14 protein-coding genes and 1 tRNA gene are annotated in these 17,354 nt (G+C 65.1%); 7 read left to right on the forward strand and 8 right to left on the reverse strand.

Annotation, left to right across the window (positions count from 1 at the left end; all coding sequences use genetic code 11):
• The first annotated feature begins 32 nt into the window (after positions 1 to 32).
• The 5 genes from AC5RUM_RS05115 (at position 33) to AC5RUM_RS05135 (ending at position 5,719) form a co-directional block, all read left to right on the forward strand.
• Positions 33 to 1,433: a S8 family serine peptidase gene (locus AC5RUM_RS05115; RefSeq protein WP_494033939.1), complete on the forward strand. Its 1,401-nt coding sequence runs from the start codon at positions 33 to 35 to the stop codon at positions 1,431 to 1,433.
• A gap of 34 nt (positions 1,434 to 1,467) precedes the next feature.
• Positions 1,468 to 2,934, forward strand: coding sequence for an NAD(P)/FAD-dependent oxidoreductase (locus AC5RUM_RS05120; RefSeq protein ID WP_494033940.1), 1,467 nt, complete (start codon positions 1,468 to 1,470; stop codon positions 2,932 to 2,934).
• Positions 2,935 to 3,063: 129 nt separating this feature from the next.
• On the forward strand, positions 3,064 to 4,041 hold the full coding sequence (locus tag AC5RUM_RS05125) for an N-acetyltransferase (RefSeq protein ID WP_494033941.1): 978 nt from the start codon (positions 3,064 to 3,066) through the stop codon (positions 4,039 to 4,041).
• 25 nt (positions 4,042 to 4,066) lie between these two features.
• Positions 4,067 to 4,140: transfer RNA gene (locus AC5RUM_RS05130), tRNA-Leu, on the forward strand.
• A 232-nt stretch (positions 4,141 to 4,372) separates the two neighbouring features.
• Positions 4,373 to 5,719 carry an ABC transporter substrate-binding protein gene (locus AC5RUM_RS05135; protein WP_494033942.1) on the forward strand — a complete coding sequence of 449 codons (1,347 nt, stop codon included), beginning with the start codon at positions 4,373 to 4,375 and terminating at the stop codon, positions 5,717 to 5,719.
• A 242-nt stretch (positions 5,720 to 5,961) separates the two neighbouring features.
• Here AC5RUM_RS05135 and AC5RUM_RS05140 read toward each other — a convergent pair whose 3' ends face one another.
• The 4 genes from AC5RUM_RS05140 to AC5RUM_RS05155 all read right to left on the reverse strand — a co-directional run bounded on the left by AC5RUM_RS05140 (position 5,962) and on the right by AC5RUM_RS05155 (position 10,156).
• The gene (locus tag AC5RUM_RS05140; protein WP_494033943.1) at positions 5,962 to 6,732 is read right to left on the reverse strand and encodes an ABC transporter ATP-binding protein; all 771 of its coding nucleotides are present in this window, start codon (positions 6,730 to 6,732) and stop codon (positions 5,962 to 5,964) included.
• Positions 6,729 to 7,793, reverse strand: coding sequence for an ABC transporter ATP-binding protein (locus AC5RUM_RS05145; RefSeq protein ID WP_494034205.1), 1,065 nt, complete (start codon positions 7,791 to 7,793; stop codon positions 6,729 to 6,731). Before AC5RUM_RS05145 ends, AC5RUM_RS05140 begins: the two co-directional genes overlap by 4 nt.
• A 101-nt stretch (positions 7,794 to 7,894) precedes the next feature.
• Positions 7,895 to 8,863 (reverse strand): branched-chain amino acid ABC transporter permease, encoded by a 969-nt coding sequence (locus tag AC5RUM_RS05150; RefSeq protein ID WP_400578149.1) that lies wholly within the window; start codon positions 8,861 to 8,863, stop codon positions 7,895 to 7,897.
• A 9-nt stretch (positions 8,864 to 8,872) separates the two neighbouring features.
• Entirely contained in the window at positions 8,873 to 10,156 is a 1,284-nt protein-coding gene (locus AC5RUM_RS05155) for a branched-chain amino acid ABC transporter permease (protein WP_494033944.1), read from the reverse strand.
• A gap of 503 nt (positions 10,157 to 10,659) precedes the next feature.
• On the opposite strand from AC5RUM_RS05155, the gene AC5RUM_RS05160 reads away from it, so the two are divergent.
• Complete coding sequence (locus AC5RUM_RS05160) at positions 10,660 to 11,577, forward strand: Bax inhibitor-1/YccA family protein (RefSeq protein ID WP_494033945.1); 918 nt, start codon at positions 10,660 to 10,662, stop codon at positions 11,575 to 11,577.
• Positions 11,578 to 11,722: 145 nt separating this feature from the next.
• On the opposite strand, the gene AC5RUM_RS05165 is transcribed toward AC5RUM_RS05160, so the two are convergent.
• From AC5RUM_RS05165 to AC5RUM_RS05180, 4 genes are read right to left on the reverse strand one after another with little or no spacing between them, the layout of a single operon-like run.
• Positions 11,723 to 12,961: an acetyl-CoA C-acetyltransferase gene (locus AC5RUM_RS05165; protein WP_494033946.1), complete on the reverse strand. Its 1,239-nt coding sequence runs from the start codon at positions 12,959 to 12,961 to the stop codon at positions 11,723 to 11,725.
• 20 nt (positions 12,962 to 12,981) lie between these two features.
• Complete coding sequence (gene galK / locus AC5RUM_RS05170; protein WP_494033947.1) at positions 12,982 to 14,139, reverse strand: galactokinase; 1,158 nt, start codon at positions 14,137 to 14,139, stop codon at positions 12,982 to 12,984.
• Positions 14,136 to 15,299, reverse strand: a complete 1,164-nt coding sequence (gene galT, locus AC5RUM_RS05175) for a galactose-1-phosphate uridylyltransferase (protein ID WP_494033948.1) — start codon at positions 15,297 to 15,299, stop codon at positions 14,136 to 14,138. Before galT ends, galK begins: the two co-directional genes overlap by 4 nt.
• Positions 15,296 to 16,231, reverse strand: coding sequence for a DeoR/GlpR family DNA-binding transcription regulator (locus AC5RUM_RS05180; RefSeq protein ID WP_494033949.1), 936 nt, complete (start codon positions 16,229 to 16,231; stop codon positions 15,296 to 15,298). The genes galT and AC5RUM_RS05180 overlap by 4 nt, the downstream gene beginning before the upstream one ends.
• 150 nt (positions 16,232 to 16,381) lie before the next feature.
• Between AC5RUM_RS05180 and AC5RUM_RS05185 the strand changes: the two genes are divergently transcribed.
• Positions 16,382 to 17,344, forward strand: coding sequence for an aldose 1-epimerase family protein (locus AC5RUM_RS05185; protein WP_494033950.1), 963 nt, complete (start codon positions 16,382 to 16,384; stop codon positions 17,342 to 17,344).
• Positions 17,345 to 17,354: the final 10 nt, after the last annotated feature.

The raw sequence follows: 17,354 nt of genomic DNA on the forward strand, positions 1-17,354 counted from the left end.
GAGGCACCAGCCCACCGAGTATTGGATCGTGAATGACCAGAGCAACAGCCCGGTTCCGCCGGACGGTTTCGGCTCTGCTGTCGGCGGCGCTGGCCGGCGGCGTCGCTGCAGCAGCAATCGCAACAGCCCCGGCAGCGCAGGCCGACACCTGGCGAGACAAGGAATACTGGCTCAAGGAAGCCGGCATCACCAAAGCCTGGGAGATCTCCAAGGGTGCCGACGTGAAGGTCGCTGTCATCGACAGCGGTGTGGACGGCAACCACCCGGACCTCAAGGGCGCCATTGCCGGCGGCCATGACGTCTCGGGGGCGGGAACACCGGACGGGCAGAAAAGCATCGGCGCCAAGCCGGAGCACGGAACGCTGGTGGCCACGATGCTGGCCGGACGGGGCCACGAAGCGCCGCCTAAGAAGTCAACGGCCAGCGCCAAGCCGTCGCCGATACCGTCAGCTTCGAAGACCAGGTCCGACGGCATCATCGGCGTTGCCCCCGAAGCCCAGATCCTCGCGGTCTCCACATGGCTCGGCTCCGAGAACCCCGGCGGCAAGACCGACCAGGACCAGATTCCCGAGGCTGTCCGCTGGGCGGTGGACAACGGGGCCAAAGTGATCAACATTTCATTGGGCAGCACGTCCCCGGAGTGGCCGCAGACCTGGGACGCGGCATTCCTGTACGCAGAGCAAAAAGACGTGGTGATCGTGGCCGCGGCCGGCAACCGGCTCGGCGGCAACGTCCAGGTGGGTGCACCCGCCACCATCCCCGGTGTGCTCACCGTTGCCGGACTGGACCTCAAAGGGCAGGCCAGCGTCGACTCCTCATCGCAGGGCATCAGCATCGGCGTGGCGGCACCGGCTGAAAAGCTCGCCGGCGGGCTACCCGGCGGAAGCTACGCGGAATGGGCCGGCACGTCGGGAGCCACACCGATCGTCTCCGGCGTGGCAGCCCTCATCCGCTCCAGGTGGCCGGAGATGACCGCCGAGCAGGTCATCAACAGGATCGTTTCCACGGCTAAGGACGCCGGGGCACCCGGTAAGGATCCGCTGTACGGTTTCGGCGTGCTGGACGCCGAGGCCGCGCTGAAGGACGAAGTCGCGGAGACCAAGGTCAACCCGCTCGGGTCGATCTCGGACTGGATCCGTGTCCACCGCCGCGGCAACTTCGCCACCCCCACGCCTCCGCCGGCTGGTCCTGCCGAGTCCGCGGCGGCGCAGCCCACCCTGCCCCGGGCCACGGTACCGGTCGCGGATCCGCCGGCGCAGCTGGACAGCGCGCTTCCTGCCGCCGTCGTCATCGGTTTTGGCGGCCTCTTTATAGCTATCATCGCGGCCGGCGCCATACAGCTGGGCCGCGCGTACCGGGCGTCTGGCGACAGCGCCGAGGACCCCGAAACCGGGGTGCTGAACAAGGTGGATTCCGGCGGTCCGGGCAGTTAGTGAAGATTTTCACAAACTACTGTATTCTGGATTCATGGCAACCACCCCTCAGCTCCAGGACCGTCCCCGGGTACTCGTCGTCGGCGGCGGGTACGTCGGCCTGTACGTAGCACTCAAACTGCAGAAGAAGATCGCGAACGCCGGTGGCATCGTCACCGTCGTCGATCCGCTGCCTTACATGACCTACCAGCCGTTCCTGCCCGAAGTTGCCGGCGGCAACATCGAGGCGCGCCACGCCGTGGTCTCCCACCGCCAGCACCTCAAGCAGACTGAGCTCATCCAGGGCCGGGTCACGTCGATCGACCACGCCAACCGCACGGCCGTGGTTGCCCCGGCCGACGGCGGCGAAAACTTCGAGGTGCCCTACTTCGACGTCGTGGTGGCCGCGGGTGCCATCACCCGCACGTTCCCCATCAAGGGCCTGGCGGACAAGGGCATCGGCCTGAAGACCATCGAGGAGGCCGTTGCGCTGCGCAACAAGGTCCTCGAGCGCATCGAGGTCGGCTCCACCATGACGGACCCCGTTGCCCGCGCCCGCGCCCTGACCTTCGTGGTTGTCGGCGGCGGCTTCGCTGGCATCGAGTGCATCACTGAAATGGAAGACCTCGCCCGCGCGGCCGTCAAGAACAACCCCCGCGTCAAGCAGGAGGAAGTCCGCTTCGTCCTCGTCGAGGCCATGGGCCGCATCATGCCCGAGGTCACCGAGAAGCAGGCAGTCTGGGTTGTGGAGCACCTCCGCAGCCGCGGCATTGAGGTGCTGCTGAACACCTCCCTTGAAAGCGCCGAGGGCTCGCTCAAGCTCATCAATCTGCCGGACAAGTCCCTGGCCCAGGAATTCGAGTCGGACACACTGGTGTGGACTGCCGGCGTGCAGGCAAACCCGATGATCCGCTCCACCGACTTCCCGCTCGAGCCGCGCGGTCGTGTCCGCGTCCTTCCTGACCTGCGCATCGCCGGCGACGAAGGAATCATCGAGAACGCCTGGGCAGCCGGTGACATCGCCGCCGTGCCCGACCTCACCGGTGGCGGCCTTCCGGACGGCACCTGCGTCCCCAACGCCCAGCACGCGCTGCGCCAGGCCAAGCGGCTCGCCAAGAACCTGTGGGCTTCCCGCTGGGAAAAGCCGCTGACCGACTACAAGCACAAGAACCTTGGTGCAGTGGCAGGCTTCGGCGAGTGGAAGGGTGTTGCCAACATTAACCTCCTGGGCCGCATCGGACTCAAGGGCGGCCTCGCGTGGCTGGCACACCGCGGCTACCACGGCATGGCCATCCCCACCGTTGAGCGCAAGATCCGCGTGATCTTCGGCTGGATCCTCAGCTTCTTCATGGGTCGCGACACCACGCAGCTGGAAGACCTCGACAACCCGCGCGGCGCCTTCGTGGCCGCTGCCACCCCGGCGCCCAAGCCGGCTGCCGCTCCGGTTGCACCGCCGGAACCGAAGCCCGCTGACGCGGCCGAAAAGAGTTCCAAGGATCCTGTTGCGGCGAAAGCCAAGTAAGAGGCAGTAACTGACGACGGCGGCCGTTCCCTTCCGGGAGCGGCCGCTTCGTTGTTTGGGCTGCTGTTGTCCGCCCAGGTTCCGCCCCGCGTCCCGGTTAGCTGCTGTCAGGATGTCTAGACTGGCTGCATGACCGGTGAATCGAATCTCCAGACGCTCCTGGCCACCATGCATCCGGTGCTCCGCAGCGGCGAGTACGTGTACGTGCTCTGGCCCCACGGAAAGCCCCTTGCCTCGGGAATTGAGGCCGCAGTGCGCGAGGCCGAAGGGCTGACGGCGGTGCTGCCCAGGGCCGAGGCGGATGCGCTGGGGCTGAAGTACGACTTTGTGGCCGCCTGGATCACGCTCGAGGTTCACTCGGAGCTGGAGGCCGTGGGCCTGACGGCAGCCGTGAGCAGGGCACTCACGGACGCCAGGATCAGCTGCAATGTGCTGGCGGGCTTCCACCACGACCACCTGTTGGTGCCGGTGGGTGATTCCGCCCGTGCCCTTGAGGTGCTGGCCGAGCTCACTGCCGCGCACGCAGCCGATCAGGAACCAGCGCGTGAGGTGAGCCTGCGGAGTGAGAAGCCCGAGGACCGGGAGGCGATCCTCGCATTGACGGCGGAGGCGTTTTCTGTGTCACCGGTTACCGGGCTGCCCGTGGATGGTGAACCCGTGGAGGTGGAACTCCTGCGCCGCCTCTTTGACTGCGACGAATATCTGCCGGAACTCAGTGTCGTCGCCGAAATCGAGGGTGAAATCGTAGGCCACGCGATCAGCACGCGCGCTTGGGCGGACGGGCTTGAGCTGCTCGGCCTTGGACCCATAGGAGTCACTCCCAGGCTGCAGCGCCACGGCATCGGCTCGGCACTGATGCGGGAAACGGTAATCCGGGCCAACGCGGCGGGGGAGAGGGGCATCGCGCTGCTGGGCAGCACGGACTACTATTCCCGCTTCGGCTTTGTTCCGGCGTCTTCGATGGGCATCGAGGCGCCCGACAAGCTCTGGGGCGACGCCTTCCAGTTCCTGCCGCTTGCGCTGTGGCCCGGCGGCGTTCATGGGACTTTCCGGTACGCCGAGCCCTTCTCCGCAATTGAAAGTACCGCCAAAGGCGGGAAGCGATAGCGGAAAGCGATAGCATTGACCGGGCGCCCCAGTAGCCCAATTGGCAGAGGCAGCGGACTTAAAATCCGCGTGTTGTGGGTTCGAGTCCCACCTGGGGTACACAGTTGACTGGCCGGACCAGGCCGGCCGCGAGCTGACGGCCGGAATTGGCTGTTTTCCCCTTTTCTCTCCTCGTTCGGCGCGGGTGTCCCATATGCAACGAGTGTTATAAGGATGTGACCTTACTCACTTATGTTCACGCTCAAATTGCACTAGCTTGAAAACTAACTCAGGAACACCTGACCAATCGCATCAAAGGCCGTTCGCACCTTTCGATCGAGGAGACTCTCAAATGATTTCACTCCCCCAGGCGGCGCCCCGAGTCGCTAAGCTAACCGCGCTTAGCATCGGCGTCGCCCTTCTGGCTACGGCCTGTGGCGGCAGCCCCACTCCGGGCTCGACGGAAACCACAGCCGGGGCAGGCGGCATCGCCTGCCCCGCGCCCAGTGCCACTGCCGGAGCCACGAGCACCGCAACAAAGACTGGTTCCGTGCCGCCGTCGACCACCACCACGCCGACGCCGCTGAAGATTGGATCGCTCCTGCCGACAACGGGGTCGCTGGCGTTCCTCGGCCCGCCCGAGATCGCCGGTGTGAATCTCGGCATCAAGGAAGTCAACGCCGCCGGCGGCGTCCTGGGCAAGCCGGTCCAGGTGGTCCACCGCGACTCCGGCGACACGAAGACCGATATTGCAACACAGTCCACCACGGCTCTGCTGGGCCAGGGCGTCAGCGCCATCATCGGCGCGGCATCCTCCGGTGTGTCCAAGACGGTGATCAACCAGATCACCGGTGCCGGCGTGGTGCAGTTCTCGCCCGCCAACACCTCGCCGGACTTCACCACGTGGGAGGACAAGAACCTCTACTGGCGCACGGCTCCGTCCGACGTGCTGCAGGGCAAGGTTCTGGGCAACTACATGGCAACGTGTGGCGCACAGACCGTCGGCATGATCGTCCTGAACGATGCCTACGGCACCGGCCTGCAGAAGAACGTCAAGGAAGCCTTTGAAGCAGCGGGTGGCCAGGTTGTGGCCGAGGAACTCTTCAACGAGGGCGACTCGCAGTTCAGCAGCCAGGTGGACAAGGTCATTGCCGCCAAGCCGGATGCCATTGCCCTCATCACCTTTGACCAGGCCAAGAGCATCGTGCCGCTGCTGACCGGCAAGGGCGTCAAGCCCACGCAGCTGTTCATGGTGGACGGCAACACGTCCGACTACAGCAAGGACTTCAAGCCCGGAACGCTGAAGGGCGCCCAGGGAACCATCCCGGGCACTTTCGCGAAGGAAGACTTCAAGAAGAAGCTCCTCGCCATCGATCCGGCCCTGAAGGACTACAGCTACGCGGGTGAGTCCTACGACGCAGTCAACCTGATCGCGCTGGCGTCAGAGGCTGCCAAGAGCACCAAGGGCACCGAGATTGCCAAGCAGCTTAAGGCGGTGTCGGAAGCCGGCGAGAAGTGCAACGACTTCGCGTCCTGCGTCACGCTTCTCCGCAACGGCCAGGACATCGACTACGACGGCCAGTCCGGCCCGGTGACCTTCTCGGACAAGGGTGACCCCACCGAGGCCTTCATCGGAATCTACGAGTACCAGGACGACAACAAGTACGCGCCGTCCAAGGAAGAATTCGGCAAGCTGTAAAGCCGCTTTCTCCAGCTGGAAAGATAGGGTCCCCGTCCTGCAGGACGGGGGCCCTTCTGCTGCGCACGGAAGTGCCCCGGGCACCGGCACCACATCGGCGCCACAGCGGTGCAGCCTGATGCGCAGGCACGCAGCAGCGCGCGGCAGGGCACCGCGGAGCGCCCAGAACGGCCTGCAAAACGGCATGCAGAAAGGCCGCCACCGGATCGGTGACGGCCCTTCTGGGTTCTCGGGTGTGCGGCCTAGACTTCGTCGGCCAGCGTTCCCAGGTACAGCTGGATGACCTTCGGGTCCTTCATGAGTTCCCGGCCGGTTCCCGTGTACGCGTCCTTGCCCTGGTCCAGGACGTAGCCGCGGTCGCAAATCTGCAGGCAGCGGCGGGCGTTCTGTTCCACCATGATCACGGACACGCCTGCCCGGTTGATCTCGTGGACGCGCAGGAAGGTCTCATCCTGCTTGACCGGGGAGAGGCCTGCCGACGGTTCGTCCAGCAGCAGTACGGCTGGTTCCATCATCAGCGCACGCCCCATCGCCACCATCTGGCGCTCGCCGCCGGACAGGGAGCCGGCACGCTGGGCACGGCGTTTGCCGAGCTCGGGGAACAGGCTGGTGACAAAGTCGAAGCGCTTGGCGAAGTCCTTGGGCCGCTGGAACATGCCCATCTGCATGTTCTCCTCGATGGTGAGGGTGGCGAACACGTTGTTGTTCTGCGGCACGAAGCCCACGCCCTGGGTGACGAGCTTGTTCGCCTTGAGCCCCGTGATGTCGTTCCCGCGCACAATCACGGATCCTGAATGGACTTTCACCAGGCCGAACATGGCCTTCAGCAGCGTGGACTTGCCGGCACCGTTGGGTCCGATGATGCCGATCAGCTCACCCTTGCGCGCCTCGATGCTGCAGCCATTGAGGATGTTCACGCCGGGGAGGTAGCCCGCCACCAGATTGGTGACCTTTACTACGGCGCCATCCGCCGATGCCTCTTGGGCCGATGGGGCTGCGCTCGTGGCACTCATTCTTTATCCTTGTCTGTGCGGCCAGGTTCTGCCAATCCGGACTGCGGGGAGTTGGGCTCATCGTCACCCGGCTTCTGGAGGGCTTCCGGGCTAAGGTCTGGTTGCTTAAGGTCGGCCTTCTGGACGTCCGGGACCACTGATTCAACCGCGATGATGCCGGCGTTCTCGGTTCCCACAATGGATTCCTCGTCGGCTTCAAGCACTGCTTCCAGTTCCTTGATCCCTTCGGTGTCACCAAGGTCGACATCGTGGTGGGCGCCCAGGTACGCGTCAATCACGGCGGGGTTCTTCATGACTTCCCCGGGAGGTCCCTCAGCCACGATCTTTCCCTCGGCCATGACAACGACCCAGTCAGCGATGTGGCGGACCATGTTCATGTCGTGTTCTACGAAGAGGACGGTCATGCCCTCAGCCTTCAGGTTCTTGATGTGGTCCAGCAGGGATTGCGTGAGGGCAGGATTGACACCTGCCATCGGCTCATCGAGCATCACCAGTTTGGGCCGGACCATGAGGGAACGCGCCATCTCGAGCAGCTTGCGCTGGCCGCCGGACAGCGATGCCGCGTAGTCGTCTTTCTTTGCGTCCAGCTTGAACTTCTCAAGCAGGACGTTGGCCTGGGCGGTGATTTCCTTTTCCCTGCCGCCCCAGATCCCTTTGAACAGAGCCTTGGACAGCCGTTCGCCTGGCTGGTCGGAGCCGCCCAGGCGCATGTTCTCCATCACCGTCAGCTTGCCCATAATCTTGGTGAGCTGGAAGGTGCGGACCATGCCCATGCGTGCAACCTTGTAGGGAGACACGCCGGCGATGCTTTGCCCTTCGAACTGCCACTTGCCGGAATTCGGGGTGTCGAAGCCGGTGAGCAGGTTGAAGAGGGTGGTTTTGCCTGCCCCGTTGGGGCCGATCAGGGCGGTGATCTTGTGACGCGGGATCTCAAGATAGTCGACGTCGACGGCGTTAATGCCCCCAAAGCTGCGTGTCACGTTTTCGGCGACGACGATCGGGTCCCGCTTCTTGCAGCCGGGGGTGTTCTCTCCGACGGCAATCGGGTTGCTGTCCGTCATATAGTTGGTGCCGGCGTCGCTGTCGTTGCCGTTGGTGTTTGCCGTTTTTACGGTACTTGCGGTGTTGCGGTCCGGGTTGCTCATTGAATGTGCGCCGTGGCTCATGCGAACGCCAGCTCCTTCTTGTTACCAAAGACACCCTGCGGCCTGAAGATCATTAGCAGCATCAGGGCGATGCCCACCAGGATGTAGCGCAACTGCCCGGCCTGGACGGTGGTAAGCCAGGTCACTGCGCCTGATTCGATCAGGCCGTAGAGAATGCCCTGTGTCAGGGACAGGACCACCCAGAAGATCATCGCGCCGATGACAGGCCCCAGTACTGTGGCCATGCCGCCCAGCAGCAGGCAGGTCCACAGGAAGAACGTCAGCTCCGTGCCATAGTTGGCGGGCTGGACGGCGCCGCGGGGGAGCGTGAAGACCATCCCCGCCAATGCGCCGAGGATGCCTCCGATGACGAGGGCCTGCATCTTGTAGGCATAGACGTTCTTGCCTAGTGAGCGCACCGCGTTCTCGTCCTCGCGGATGCCCTTGAGAACGCGTCCCCAAGGGCTGCGCATGAGGAGCCAGACGATAAGACAGCAGATGACGGCGAGTCCCCAGCCCACGACCCGGATAAAGAAGTCACGGTTGTTCATCCCGACGTAGGAGCCTTCGGGGAACGGGTTCATGGCATAGAACCCACCTTCGAAGGCGGCCAGTCCGTTTGCTGATCCAGTCACAGCGGTGAGCTGGTTCGTGGTGACCACGTAGCGGACGATTTCCGCCGCAGCGATGGTGACAATGGCGAGGTAGTCGGCTCGCAGCCGGAGGGTGGGGATACCCAACACCAACGCGAACAAGACGGAGCAGATGACGGCGATCAGCAGGCCCACAAAAAAGGGAACACCAAACGTCAGCGTGGAGATGGCGAAGCCGTAGGCACCGACTGCCATGAAGCCGGCCTGGCCGAAGTTCAGCAGGCCCGAGTAACCGAAGTGAACCGCAAGGCCGAGCGAGGCCAGCGCGTATGCCGCCGTCGTCGGGCTGAAGATCTCGCTCGCGGCGCTGGAAAGTATGAATCCGAAGTCCATGGCTGTCTCCTAACCCACGCGCTCGCGACGGCCCAAAATGCCCTGGGGCCGGAACAAGAGGACAACAATCATGATGAACAGTGCTCCCACGTACTTAAGGTCGGCTGCAAGGCCGAACACGGTGGTCAGTTCGACGAAAATTCCGACGATGACGGATCCGATCAGGGCACCGAAGACGGTGCCGAGGCCGCCGAGCGTAACGCCCGCAAAGATGAGCAGCAGGATCTGCGAGCCCATGTCGAAGGTGACGCCGGGGCGGTAGTAGGCCCACAGGATGCCGCCGAGGGAGGCAAGCACGCCGCCCACGATCCAGACAAGCCGGATGACGCCGTCAACATCGATTCCGGAAGCAGCTGCCAGCGCCGGGTTGTCCGCCACCGCGCGGGTGGCCTTGCCGAGCCGGGTCTTGAGGAGCACGATGCCGATCAGCGCGATGACGATGGCGCTAATCACCAGGGACCACAGATTGTTGGGGGAGATCGAAACCGGGCCGATCTGTATCTCCGCGCTCTGCGCGAACGGGAGCTGCTGGGTGGCGCCTCCGAAGTAGAACTGGATGATGTACCGGACCGCCAGTGCGAGGCCGATGCTGACGATCATCATCGGGACGAGGCCGGTTCCCCGGCTCCGCAGCGGTTTCCAGAGGCCGCGGTCTTGGGCATACCCCCACAGGCCGCCACACAACAGGGAAAGGATGATGGCCAGCCAGAACGGCAGGTTCATTGCGCTAAAGGCAAAGACCAGGACAGCGCCAAGGGTGACCATCTCGCCGTGCGCGAAGTTGGTGAGACCTGTAGTGCCGAAGATCAGGGACAGTCCCACGGAGGCGAGGGCGAGCAGGAGGCCGAAGCTCAGGCCAGCCACCAGACGGTTAAGCAGGTTCTGGCCGAAGTCCTGCTGCTGGACCACGATGCCCTTGCCAAACGCGAAAATCACGGAAAGGTTCGATGTCTGGCTGAAGGTCACGTTGCGCGGGTTGGCCTGGCCCTCGGCGAGCTTGATGCCTTCCGGCAGGGTGGACTCATCGAGTTCGATTTCGTAGGTTCCCTGGGTTGGAACCGCTATTCGCCAGGACCCGTTGGCACCCGAGGTTGCTGTTCCGGTGAAGTCACCGCTCTTGGCTGTAATCTTCACGCCTTCGATGGGGGCGCGCGCATCATCACGTAGGAAGCCGCTGATGCTGTTCTGGAACTGCTGGTTCGACGTGGGTGGTGTCGGAGAGGGGGTGGCGGCCTGCGATGCTGGTGCAGCGACAAGCAGGAGAGCGAGGATACTGGCGGCGATAGCCCCCATAAACCTCAGCAGTCCGGCCGGACGCCTGCGCGGCAGGCCTCTCGGTGTGCGTCTCAAATTGAAAACCTCCACATGGGGGTGGTCGTGGTTGCTTTCCTTGCAGCCACTGTGAACGGAGAAGATGACAGCTGGTGGTGCGATGCGATGCTCGTGGTTCCCGTAATGCTGTTGACTCTTTGTGATATGTGTCACCCTACTTCGCTCATGTTACAGCGCGGGCAGTACAAACCTTGCCGTCAAAGGTGGTCGCTGTATAGCGATCAGATAACAACTGTGAAGCCGGTCAAGGCCTGTGTTTCAGTTAGGCTAATGAAAACTTTTGTTGTGTGCCAGTATTCCTAAACAGTCCTGTAGCGGCCTCTGAGCCGGCTTCGGACTGGAGTTGATCACAATTCCGTGTCGGCGCCGGCGCCGACGGAACTTTCCCTGCCGCTGGCGCGTGGAAATTGATAGTTTGAACTAAGGAAAGATCCCCACAACCCCTTATATGGAGGACACCCGCAATGGCACTTGGCGGAAACCCGATCTTCAACGGAAAGAACTTCCGTGGAGCCACCCAGGCACCGCCTGTCCCGCAGGCGTACGGGCAGAACCAGTATGGCCAGAATCCGTACGGCCAGGGCGGCTACGGCCAGGCCCCCGTTATGGACGCACCAGGCTGGGCTGCCCAGCAGAACATGACGCAGGACCAGCTCCAGCAGATGTACAACCGGCCCGCCGCCGGGCCGGCCGAAACCGGGCGGATGACGTATGACGACGTCATCATCAAGACAGCAGCCTGCCTCGGCGCCGTGATGGTCGGTGCCGCCGTCACGCTGTTCGTGAGCCTGCCGCTTGCCAGCATGCTGATGATCGTGGGCGCGCTGGGCGGCTTCGTGCTTGCCCTCGTCAACACGTTCAAGAAGCAGCCGTCACCTGCACTTATCCTGGCGTATGCCGGCCTTGAAGGGCTGTTCCTTGGCGGACTGACCCGCATCCTGGACGGCATGTTCCCGGGTGTCGGACTGCAGGCCGTTATCGGCACGCTCTCCGTATTCGCCGTTACCCTCCTGCTCTTTAGGAGCGGCAAGGTGCGCGCCACTCCCAAGGCGATGCGCTTCTTCATGATCGCCATGATCGGCTACGCGGTGTTTGCCCTGGTCAATATGGTGATGGTCTGGACCGGCGCGGTACAGTCCCCGTTCGGCCTCAGCACGAGCATTCAAATCTTCGGAATTCCGCTCGGTGTGTTCATCGGCATCCTCGCCATCGGCCTGGCCGCGTTCTCGCTGATCATGGACTTCACGAGCATCGAAGCAGGTGTCCGGGCGGGTGCCCCCGAGCGCTTCTCCTGGACGGCGGCCTTCGGCCTGACCGTCACGCTGGTCTGGCTGTACGTGGAAATCATCCGCCTGCTGTCCATCCTGCGCGGCGAAGAATAGAACGACACGACGGCAGACGCCGTCGTGCTCCAACTGAATCCGACTGACAAAGAGGGTCCCGCTTCACGCGGGGCCCTCTTTGCGTCCCGCTGGATGTCCCGCTGGATGTCCCGACCGATGTCCCTGCCGGGGCCGCCGGCAGGAGTCAGCTGAGCCGTTCCAGCACCAGGGCCATGCCCTGTCCGCCGCCCACGCAAAGCGTCGCCAGGCCCAGGGTTCCATCCGTCTCGCGGAGGCCGTTGAGCAGCGTGGTGGTGATGCGGGCTCCGGTCATGCCGAAGGGGTGGCCCAGGGCAATGGCGCCGCCGTGGATGTTGAGCTTTCCTGAGTCGATCCCCAGCTCGCGGGCGCTGGCAACCACCTGCACGGCGAAGGCCTCGTTAAGCTCCACGAGGTCGATGTCGCCGATCTGCAGTCCGGCGGCCGCCAGGGCACGCCGCGTGGATTCCACCGGGCCCATGCCCATCAGTTCGGGGGAGAGTGCGCTGACGCCGGTCGAAACGATGCGGGCCAGCGGCTCCAGTCCCAGCTCCCGTGCCCGGGAGTCGCTCATGATGACCAGGGCGGCCGCGCCGTCGTTGAGGGGGCAGGCGTTGCCGGCCGTGACGGTTCCCTCCCGGCGGAAAACGGGCTGCAGGGCGCCGACGGCGTCGAGGGTGACTCCGGGCCTGGGCGAATCGTCCCGGTCCACGACGGTGCCGTCGCGCCGCTCATAAGGCGTGATTTCCCTGGCATAGAATCCGGAGGCGATGGCAGCCTCTGCCCGGTTCTGGCTCAGCACAGCCCAGGAGTCCTGCTCTTCACGGCCGATGCCGTAGGACGTGGCCACGTTCTCGGCCGTCTGCCCCATGGCGATGTAAATGTCCGGCATCCGCCCGCCCAGCCGCGGGTCCGTCCACGGCGTGTTGGACTCGGCCCGTGCCGCTGTCCGCTGGCGCGCCGGTGTGAACAGCGGGTTGTGGTTGCCGGCGTCCGTTTCACCCGCGCCTGCCCAGTTCTGGTACCGGGAGACCGCCTCGACGCCGCCGCTCACGAAGGCATGGCCCTCGCCCGCCTTGATCGCGTGGAAGGCCATGCGGACGGTCTGCAGGCTTGAGGCGCAGAACCGGTTGACGGTGGAGGCTGGGACCGTGTCCAGGCCGGCGAGGATGGTGACCACCCGCGCCATGTTCGAACCGGCCTCGCCGCTGGGCTCGGCGCATCCCAGATAGATGTCATCCAGTCCGGGGCCGCTGTTTCCTGTCGGATCGAAGGACGGCAGCTTGGCCAGCGCTGCGCCCACCATGGCGGCTGCCATGTCATCCGGGCGCTCGTCCTTCAGGGAGCCTTTGAAGGCGCGGCCGATCGGGCTTCTGGCGGTTGAAACAATGACTGCTTCCGGCATGGGCCCAGCCTACGCCCGAGCTACGCCAGCCGCATCGCCCCTGCCGCCGGGGTGACGGTGAAGATGTCCGGTGCGGTAAATCCCGCCCGGACAAAGGCCTGTTCGACGGCGGTCCGCACCCGCCGCTCCGCTGCCACCGGCGTCAGGGCAATGGCGGCCCCGCCGAAGCCGCCGCCCGTCATCCGCGCGCCGATGGCGCCGTTGGCCCGGGATGTTTCGACTGCCAGGTCCAGCTCGGGGCAGGAAATCTCGAAATCATCCCGCATGGAAACATGGCTGGCGTCCAGGAGCGGCCCGATCGAGGATGGCCCCTGCCGGCGCAGCAGCTCCACAGTCTGCAGCACCCGGTCGTTCTCGGTGACTATGTGGCGCACCCTGCGGAACGTGACCTCATCCAGGAGCCCGCCGGCTTCCTCAAGATCACCCGGGGCGACGTCGCGCAGCGCCTTGACGCCAAGCACCTCAGCAGCCAGTTCGCAGGAGGCGCGGCGCGAGGCGTACCCGCCGTCGGCGTGGGAATGGGAAACCTTGGTGTCGATCACCAGCATGACCAGGCCCGCGGCTTCGGCCTCAAACGGCACCAGTTCGACGCTCTGGTCGCGGCAGTCCAGGAACACGGCGTGGCCTGCCGAGCCGCGCAGCGAAGCGGACTGGTCCATGATGCCCGTGGGCGCACCGACGAAGTCGTTCTCGGCGCGCTGTGTGGCCAGAACCATGTCCTCGGGGCTGAGGGCCGCGCCGGTGATGTCGTTCAGTGCGGAGATCACAGCGCACTCGATGGCATGGGACGAGGAGAGCCCGGCGCCCAGGGGCACGCTCGAATGCAGGAGCAGGTCCAGGCCCGGAACGTCGATGCCGCGCTGCTGCAGCGACCACATCACGCCGAGGGGGTATTTGGTCCAGCCCTTGGCGGACTGTGCCTCCAGCTGCCCCGTATCTGCCGTTGTCATGCCCTGATCGCCGTAGGTGGACAGGAGGCGGACCGTTGAGTCAGTGCGGACTCCGACGGCAATGCGCGCCGTTTTATCGATCGCGAACGGCAGCACGAAGCCCTCGTTGTAGTCGGTGTGCTCGCCGATCAGGTTGACCCGGCCGGGGGCCTGCCAGACGCCGTCCGGTTCCCGGCCGAAGGCGCTGCTGAACTGTTCTGCCAGGTGGGCGGTGCCGGCGGCGGTCATGCGTGGGCTCCTTCGATCAGTGCCGGGGCGGACGGGGCGAGTTGTTCGGCCGGTGAGGCAGGGACGGTGACGGCGCGGAGCCGTTCCGCCACGAGCTCCGGAGTGGTGTCGTTGATGAAGGCCCCCATGGCCGCCTCGGACCCTGCGAGGAACTTTAGCTTGTCGGCCGCGCGGCGCGGTGAGGTGAGTTGCAGGTGCAGGTAGCTGGCCGGGCGGAGCACGTCATCGACCGGTGCCTGGTGCCACGCGGAGATGTAGGGGGTCGGCGTCGGGTACAGGGCGTCGAGGCGCTTGAGCAGGTCGAGGTAAACGTGTGCCAGCTCGTCCTTTTCCTCGCCGCTGAGGGCAGCCAGGTCCGGGACCTGGCGGTGGGGCACGAGATGGATTTCAAGGGGCCAGCGGGCGGCGAACGGGACGTAGGCGCTGAAGCTGTCGCTTTCCATGACCATCCGGCTGCCGTCCTCCCGTTCTGCCTTGAGGAGGGAACCGGTCAGTGTCTGGGTGCCGTCGGCGGCGTCGTAGAACTTGCGGGCGGCTGCCCCCATGACGGCGGCGCGCGGTGTGACGTACGGGTAGGCGTAGATCTGGCCGTGCGGGTGGTGCAGCGTAACTCCGATGTCCGCTCCCCGGTTCTCGAACGGGAAAACCTGCTTGATGCCGGGCAGTGCGCTGAGCGCTGCCGTGCGGTGCGCCCAGGCCTCCACCACGGTCCGGGCGCGCGTTTCGGTGAGGCCGCTGAATGATCCGGTGTGCTGCGGTGTGAAGGTGACCACCTCGCACCTGCCGAAGGCGGGACCCGTGGTGCCCCAGCCCGGGCGGTCCGGGACCGGGCCCACGGCCGGCCCGAGGGAGGGAAAGCGGTTCTCGAACACCACGACGTCGTAGTCCGGCGCCGGGATTTCCGAGGGATTGGCATCGGTGGTGGGGCAGATCGGGCACTGGTCGGCCGGGGGGAGGTGCGTGCGGGTCTGGCGGTGGGCGGCCACCGCAACCCATTCCCCCGTGAGTGCGTCGAACCGGACCTCGCCGGGTTCACCGCGGGCCGGGAGGTCACGGCGGTCGGGCGTCGTCTCCACTGACCGCGGCCGGGCGGATCCGGCGTCGTCGAAATAGAGCAGTTCCCGGCCGTCGGCGAGATGGGTGCTGGTGATCTGGGTCATGTGTCATGTCCTTTGGTCGCTGTAACCGGAAGGTTCCGGTCAGCCGGGGGTTGGGCGGGGAAGCCTGCTGCAGGCTCGGGGGGCACTCCCCGCGGGGGATGTCCAGCGGAGGAGGAGAGCGGTACGATGCGGACGTCGCGGATGGTTTCCCGGAGCAGGCGTGCCGCCGCGGGGCCGTCCCGCCCGGTACGGATCCGGGCGTCGGTGACCAGCGTGTGAACAGCCGAAAGAGGCGCGATTCCGGCCAGTCCGACCAGCCCGTATTTGGTGGCATCGGCCAGTACCACCAGCGTTCCCGAGGCCGCGATCATGGCTGCATTGACCTCCGCTTCGAGGAGGTTGGGCGAGGTGATGCCTGCCTGCGGGTCGATGCCATGGACTCCCATGAAACAGAGGTCCGCGTGCAGGTGTTCCATGGCATGCATCGTGACCGGGCCCACCAGAGCTTCAGAGGGTGTCCGCTGGCCGCCCAGCACCAGGGTCCGGATTCCGCCGTCCTCCGTGGCCGGCCGGGCGGTTCCTGAAGGCGCAGGGCCGGGCAGCGCGTTGGCCACCATGATGGAATTCGTGGCCACCGTCAGGCCGAGGTTGCGGGGGAGGAGACGGGCGAACTCGTAGGTTGTGGTGCCGCCCGAGATGAGCAGGGTCATGTCCGGCCGCAGCAGCTTCAGCGCTTCGGCGGCCATGGCACGCTTGGCTTCTGTTTCCTGGGCAGCCTTGCTGAGGAACGCAGGTTCGACGGCACCATAGGTGCCCGTGCGCGTGGCACCGCCGTGAACCCGGAGCAGCAGGCCGTCGGCGTGCAGCGCGTCAATATCGCGCCGTACCGTCATTTCCGAGACGCCGAAGGAAGCGGACAGGGCGGCAACACGGACTGTGCCCTGCGCTTCGAGTTCCTGGAGGATCAGGTGCTGGCGCTGCGCTGCGAGCATTGCCCTCCTCATTCTGACCTGTCTCGGACGCCCATGGCCCGGTATCTACACCACCATTGTGGCATAAAACGCTCAAAAACAAATAGTTTCTAACAAAATAGAACAATCCAGGGAGGTCCAGGAGCGCCCGCACGCTGTTACGGTATCTCCATGACTTCCGGCGCCTTTTCTGAATCCAGCGTTGACCAGCCCGAACGGAGGCGTTTCGCCACCGGGCGGCAGTACGAACTGAGGCGGGGGGATGCACTCGCGGTCGTGACGGAGCTGGCCGCGGGCCTGCGCTGGTACAGCCGCGGCGGTATCCAGCTGACGGAGTCCTACGGAGACGCCGATATCCCGCCAGGCGGCAACGGCATTACGCTGGCGCCCTGGGCAAACCGGGTGGAAGACGGCGTCTGGCACCTCAATGGCACGAAGCAGCAACTGGACATCACTGAGGTTCCAAAGAACAACGCGAGCCACGGGCTGCTGCGCAACGCCGGGTACGCCCTGGTGTCCGAGTCTGAGTTTTCGGTGACCCTGGAGGCCCCGGTTTTCCCCCAGCACGGCTACCCGTTCCTCGTAAGGCACCAGGTGGAGTATTCCCTGGCCGAGGATCTGGGCCTGGTGGTGCGCCAGACGCTGGTCAACGACTCGAGTGCGGACGCACCCTTCGTATTGGGAGCCCACCCTTATCTTCGCCTGGGCGGGATTCCCAGCGAGGAGCTGACCTTGACCGTTCACGCCGGGACGCGGCTCGTAGCGGACGACAGGCTCATTCCACGGAGCTCCGAGCCTGTCAGCGGCGACACTGACCTGCGGCAGGGAAGGAAGGTGGGCGAGCTCGACATCGATGTGTCCCTGACGGACCTGGACTTCGACGGCGGCATTGCCCGCCACACGCTGACAGCGGCCGACGGCCGCAGCGTCAGCCTGTGGCAGGACGCCGGCTGCGCCTTCGTCCACGTTTTCGTGTCCAGCAAGTATCCGGGCAGGCCCAAGGCCGTGGCCCTTGAGCCAATGACCGGCCCGGCCAATGCGTTCAACTCCGGCCACGGCCTCCGCTGGCTTGCGCCGAATGAGTCATTCACGATGTCCTGGGGGATCAGCGCGTCGGTGGACAGCGCTTCCTGATCTGCGGCGC

This window comes from Arthrobacter sp. B2060 (assembly GCF_059090445.1).

What these genes read in the sequence shown, in the direction of transcription:
- AC5RUM_RS05115 (WP_494033939.1), top strand. Translation starts at nt 33, where the DNA reads ATGACCAGAGCAACAGCCCGGTTCCGCCGGACGGTTTCGGCTCTGCTG.
- AC5RUM_RS05120 (WP_494033940.1), top strand. Translation starts at nt 1,468, where the DNA reads ATGGCAACCACCCCTCAGCTCCAGGACCGTCCCCGGGTACTCGTCGTC.
- AC5RUM_RS05125 (WP_494033941.1), top strand. Translation starts at nt 3,064, where the DNA reads ATGACCGGTGAATCGAATCTCCAGACGCTCCTGGCCACCATGCATCCG.
- AC5RUM_RS05135 (WP_494033942.1), top strand. Translation starts at nt 4,373, where the DNA reads ATGATTTCACTCCCCCAGGCGGCGCCCCGAGTCGCTAAGCTAACCGCG.
- AC5RUM_RS05140 (WP_494033943.1), bottom strand. Translation starts at nt 6,732, where the DNA reads ATGAGTGCCACGAGCGCAGCCCCATCGGCCCAAGAGGCATCGGCGGAT.
- AC5RUM_RS05145 (WP_494034205.1), bottom strand. Translation starts at nt 7,793, where the DNA reads ATGACGGACAGCAACCCGATTGCCGTCGGAGAGAACACCCCCGGCTGC.
- AC5RUM_RS05150 (WP_400578149.1), bottom strand. Translation starts at nt 8,863, where the DNA reads ATGGACTTCGGATTCATACTTTCCAGCGCCGCGAGCGAGATCTTCAGC.
- AC5RUM_RS05155 (WP_494033944.1), bottom strand. Translation starts at nt 10,156, where the DNA reads ATGGGGGCTATCGCCGCCAGTATCCTCGCTCTCCTGCTTGTCGCTGCA.
- AC5RUM_RS05160 (WP_494033945.1), top strand. Translation starts at nt 10,660, where the DNA reads ATGGCACTTGGCGGAAACCCGATCTTCAACGGAAAGAACTTCCGTGGA.
- AC5RUM_RS05165 (WP_494033946.1), bottom strand. Translation starts at nt 12,961, where the DNA reads ATGCCGGAAGCAGTCATTGTTTCAACCGCCAGAAGCCCGATCGGCCGC.
- galK (WP_494033947.1), bottom strand. Translation starts at nt 14,139, where the DNA reads ATGACCGCCGCCGGCACCGCCCACCTGGCAGAACAGTTCAGCAGCGCC.
- galT (WP_494033948.1), bottom strand. Translation starts at nt 15,299, where the DNA reads ATGACCCAGATCACCAGCACCCATCTCGCCGACGGCCGGGAACTGCTC.
- AC5RUM_RS05180 (WP_494033949.1), bottom strand. Translation starts at nt 16,231, where the DNA reads ATGCTCGCAGCGCAGCGCCAGCACCTGATCCTCCAGGAACTCGAAGCG.
- AC5RUM_RS05185 (WP_494033950.1), top strand. Translation starts at nt 16,382, where the DNA reads ATGACTTCCGGCGCCTTTTCTGAATCCAGCGTTGACCAGCCCGAACGG.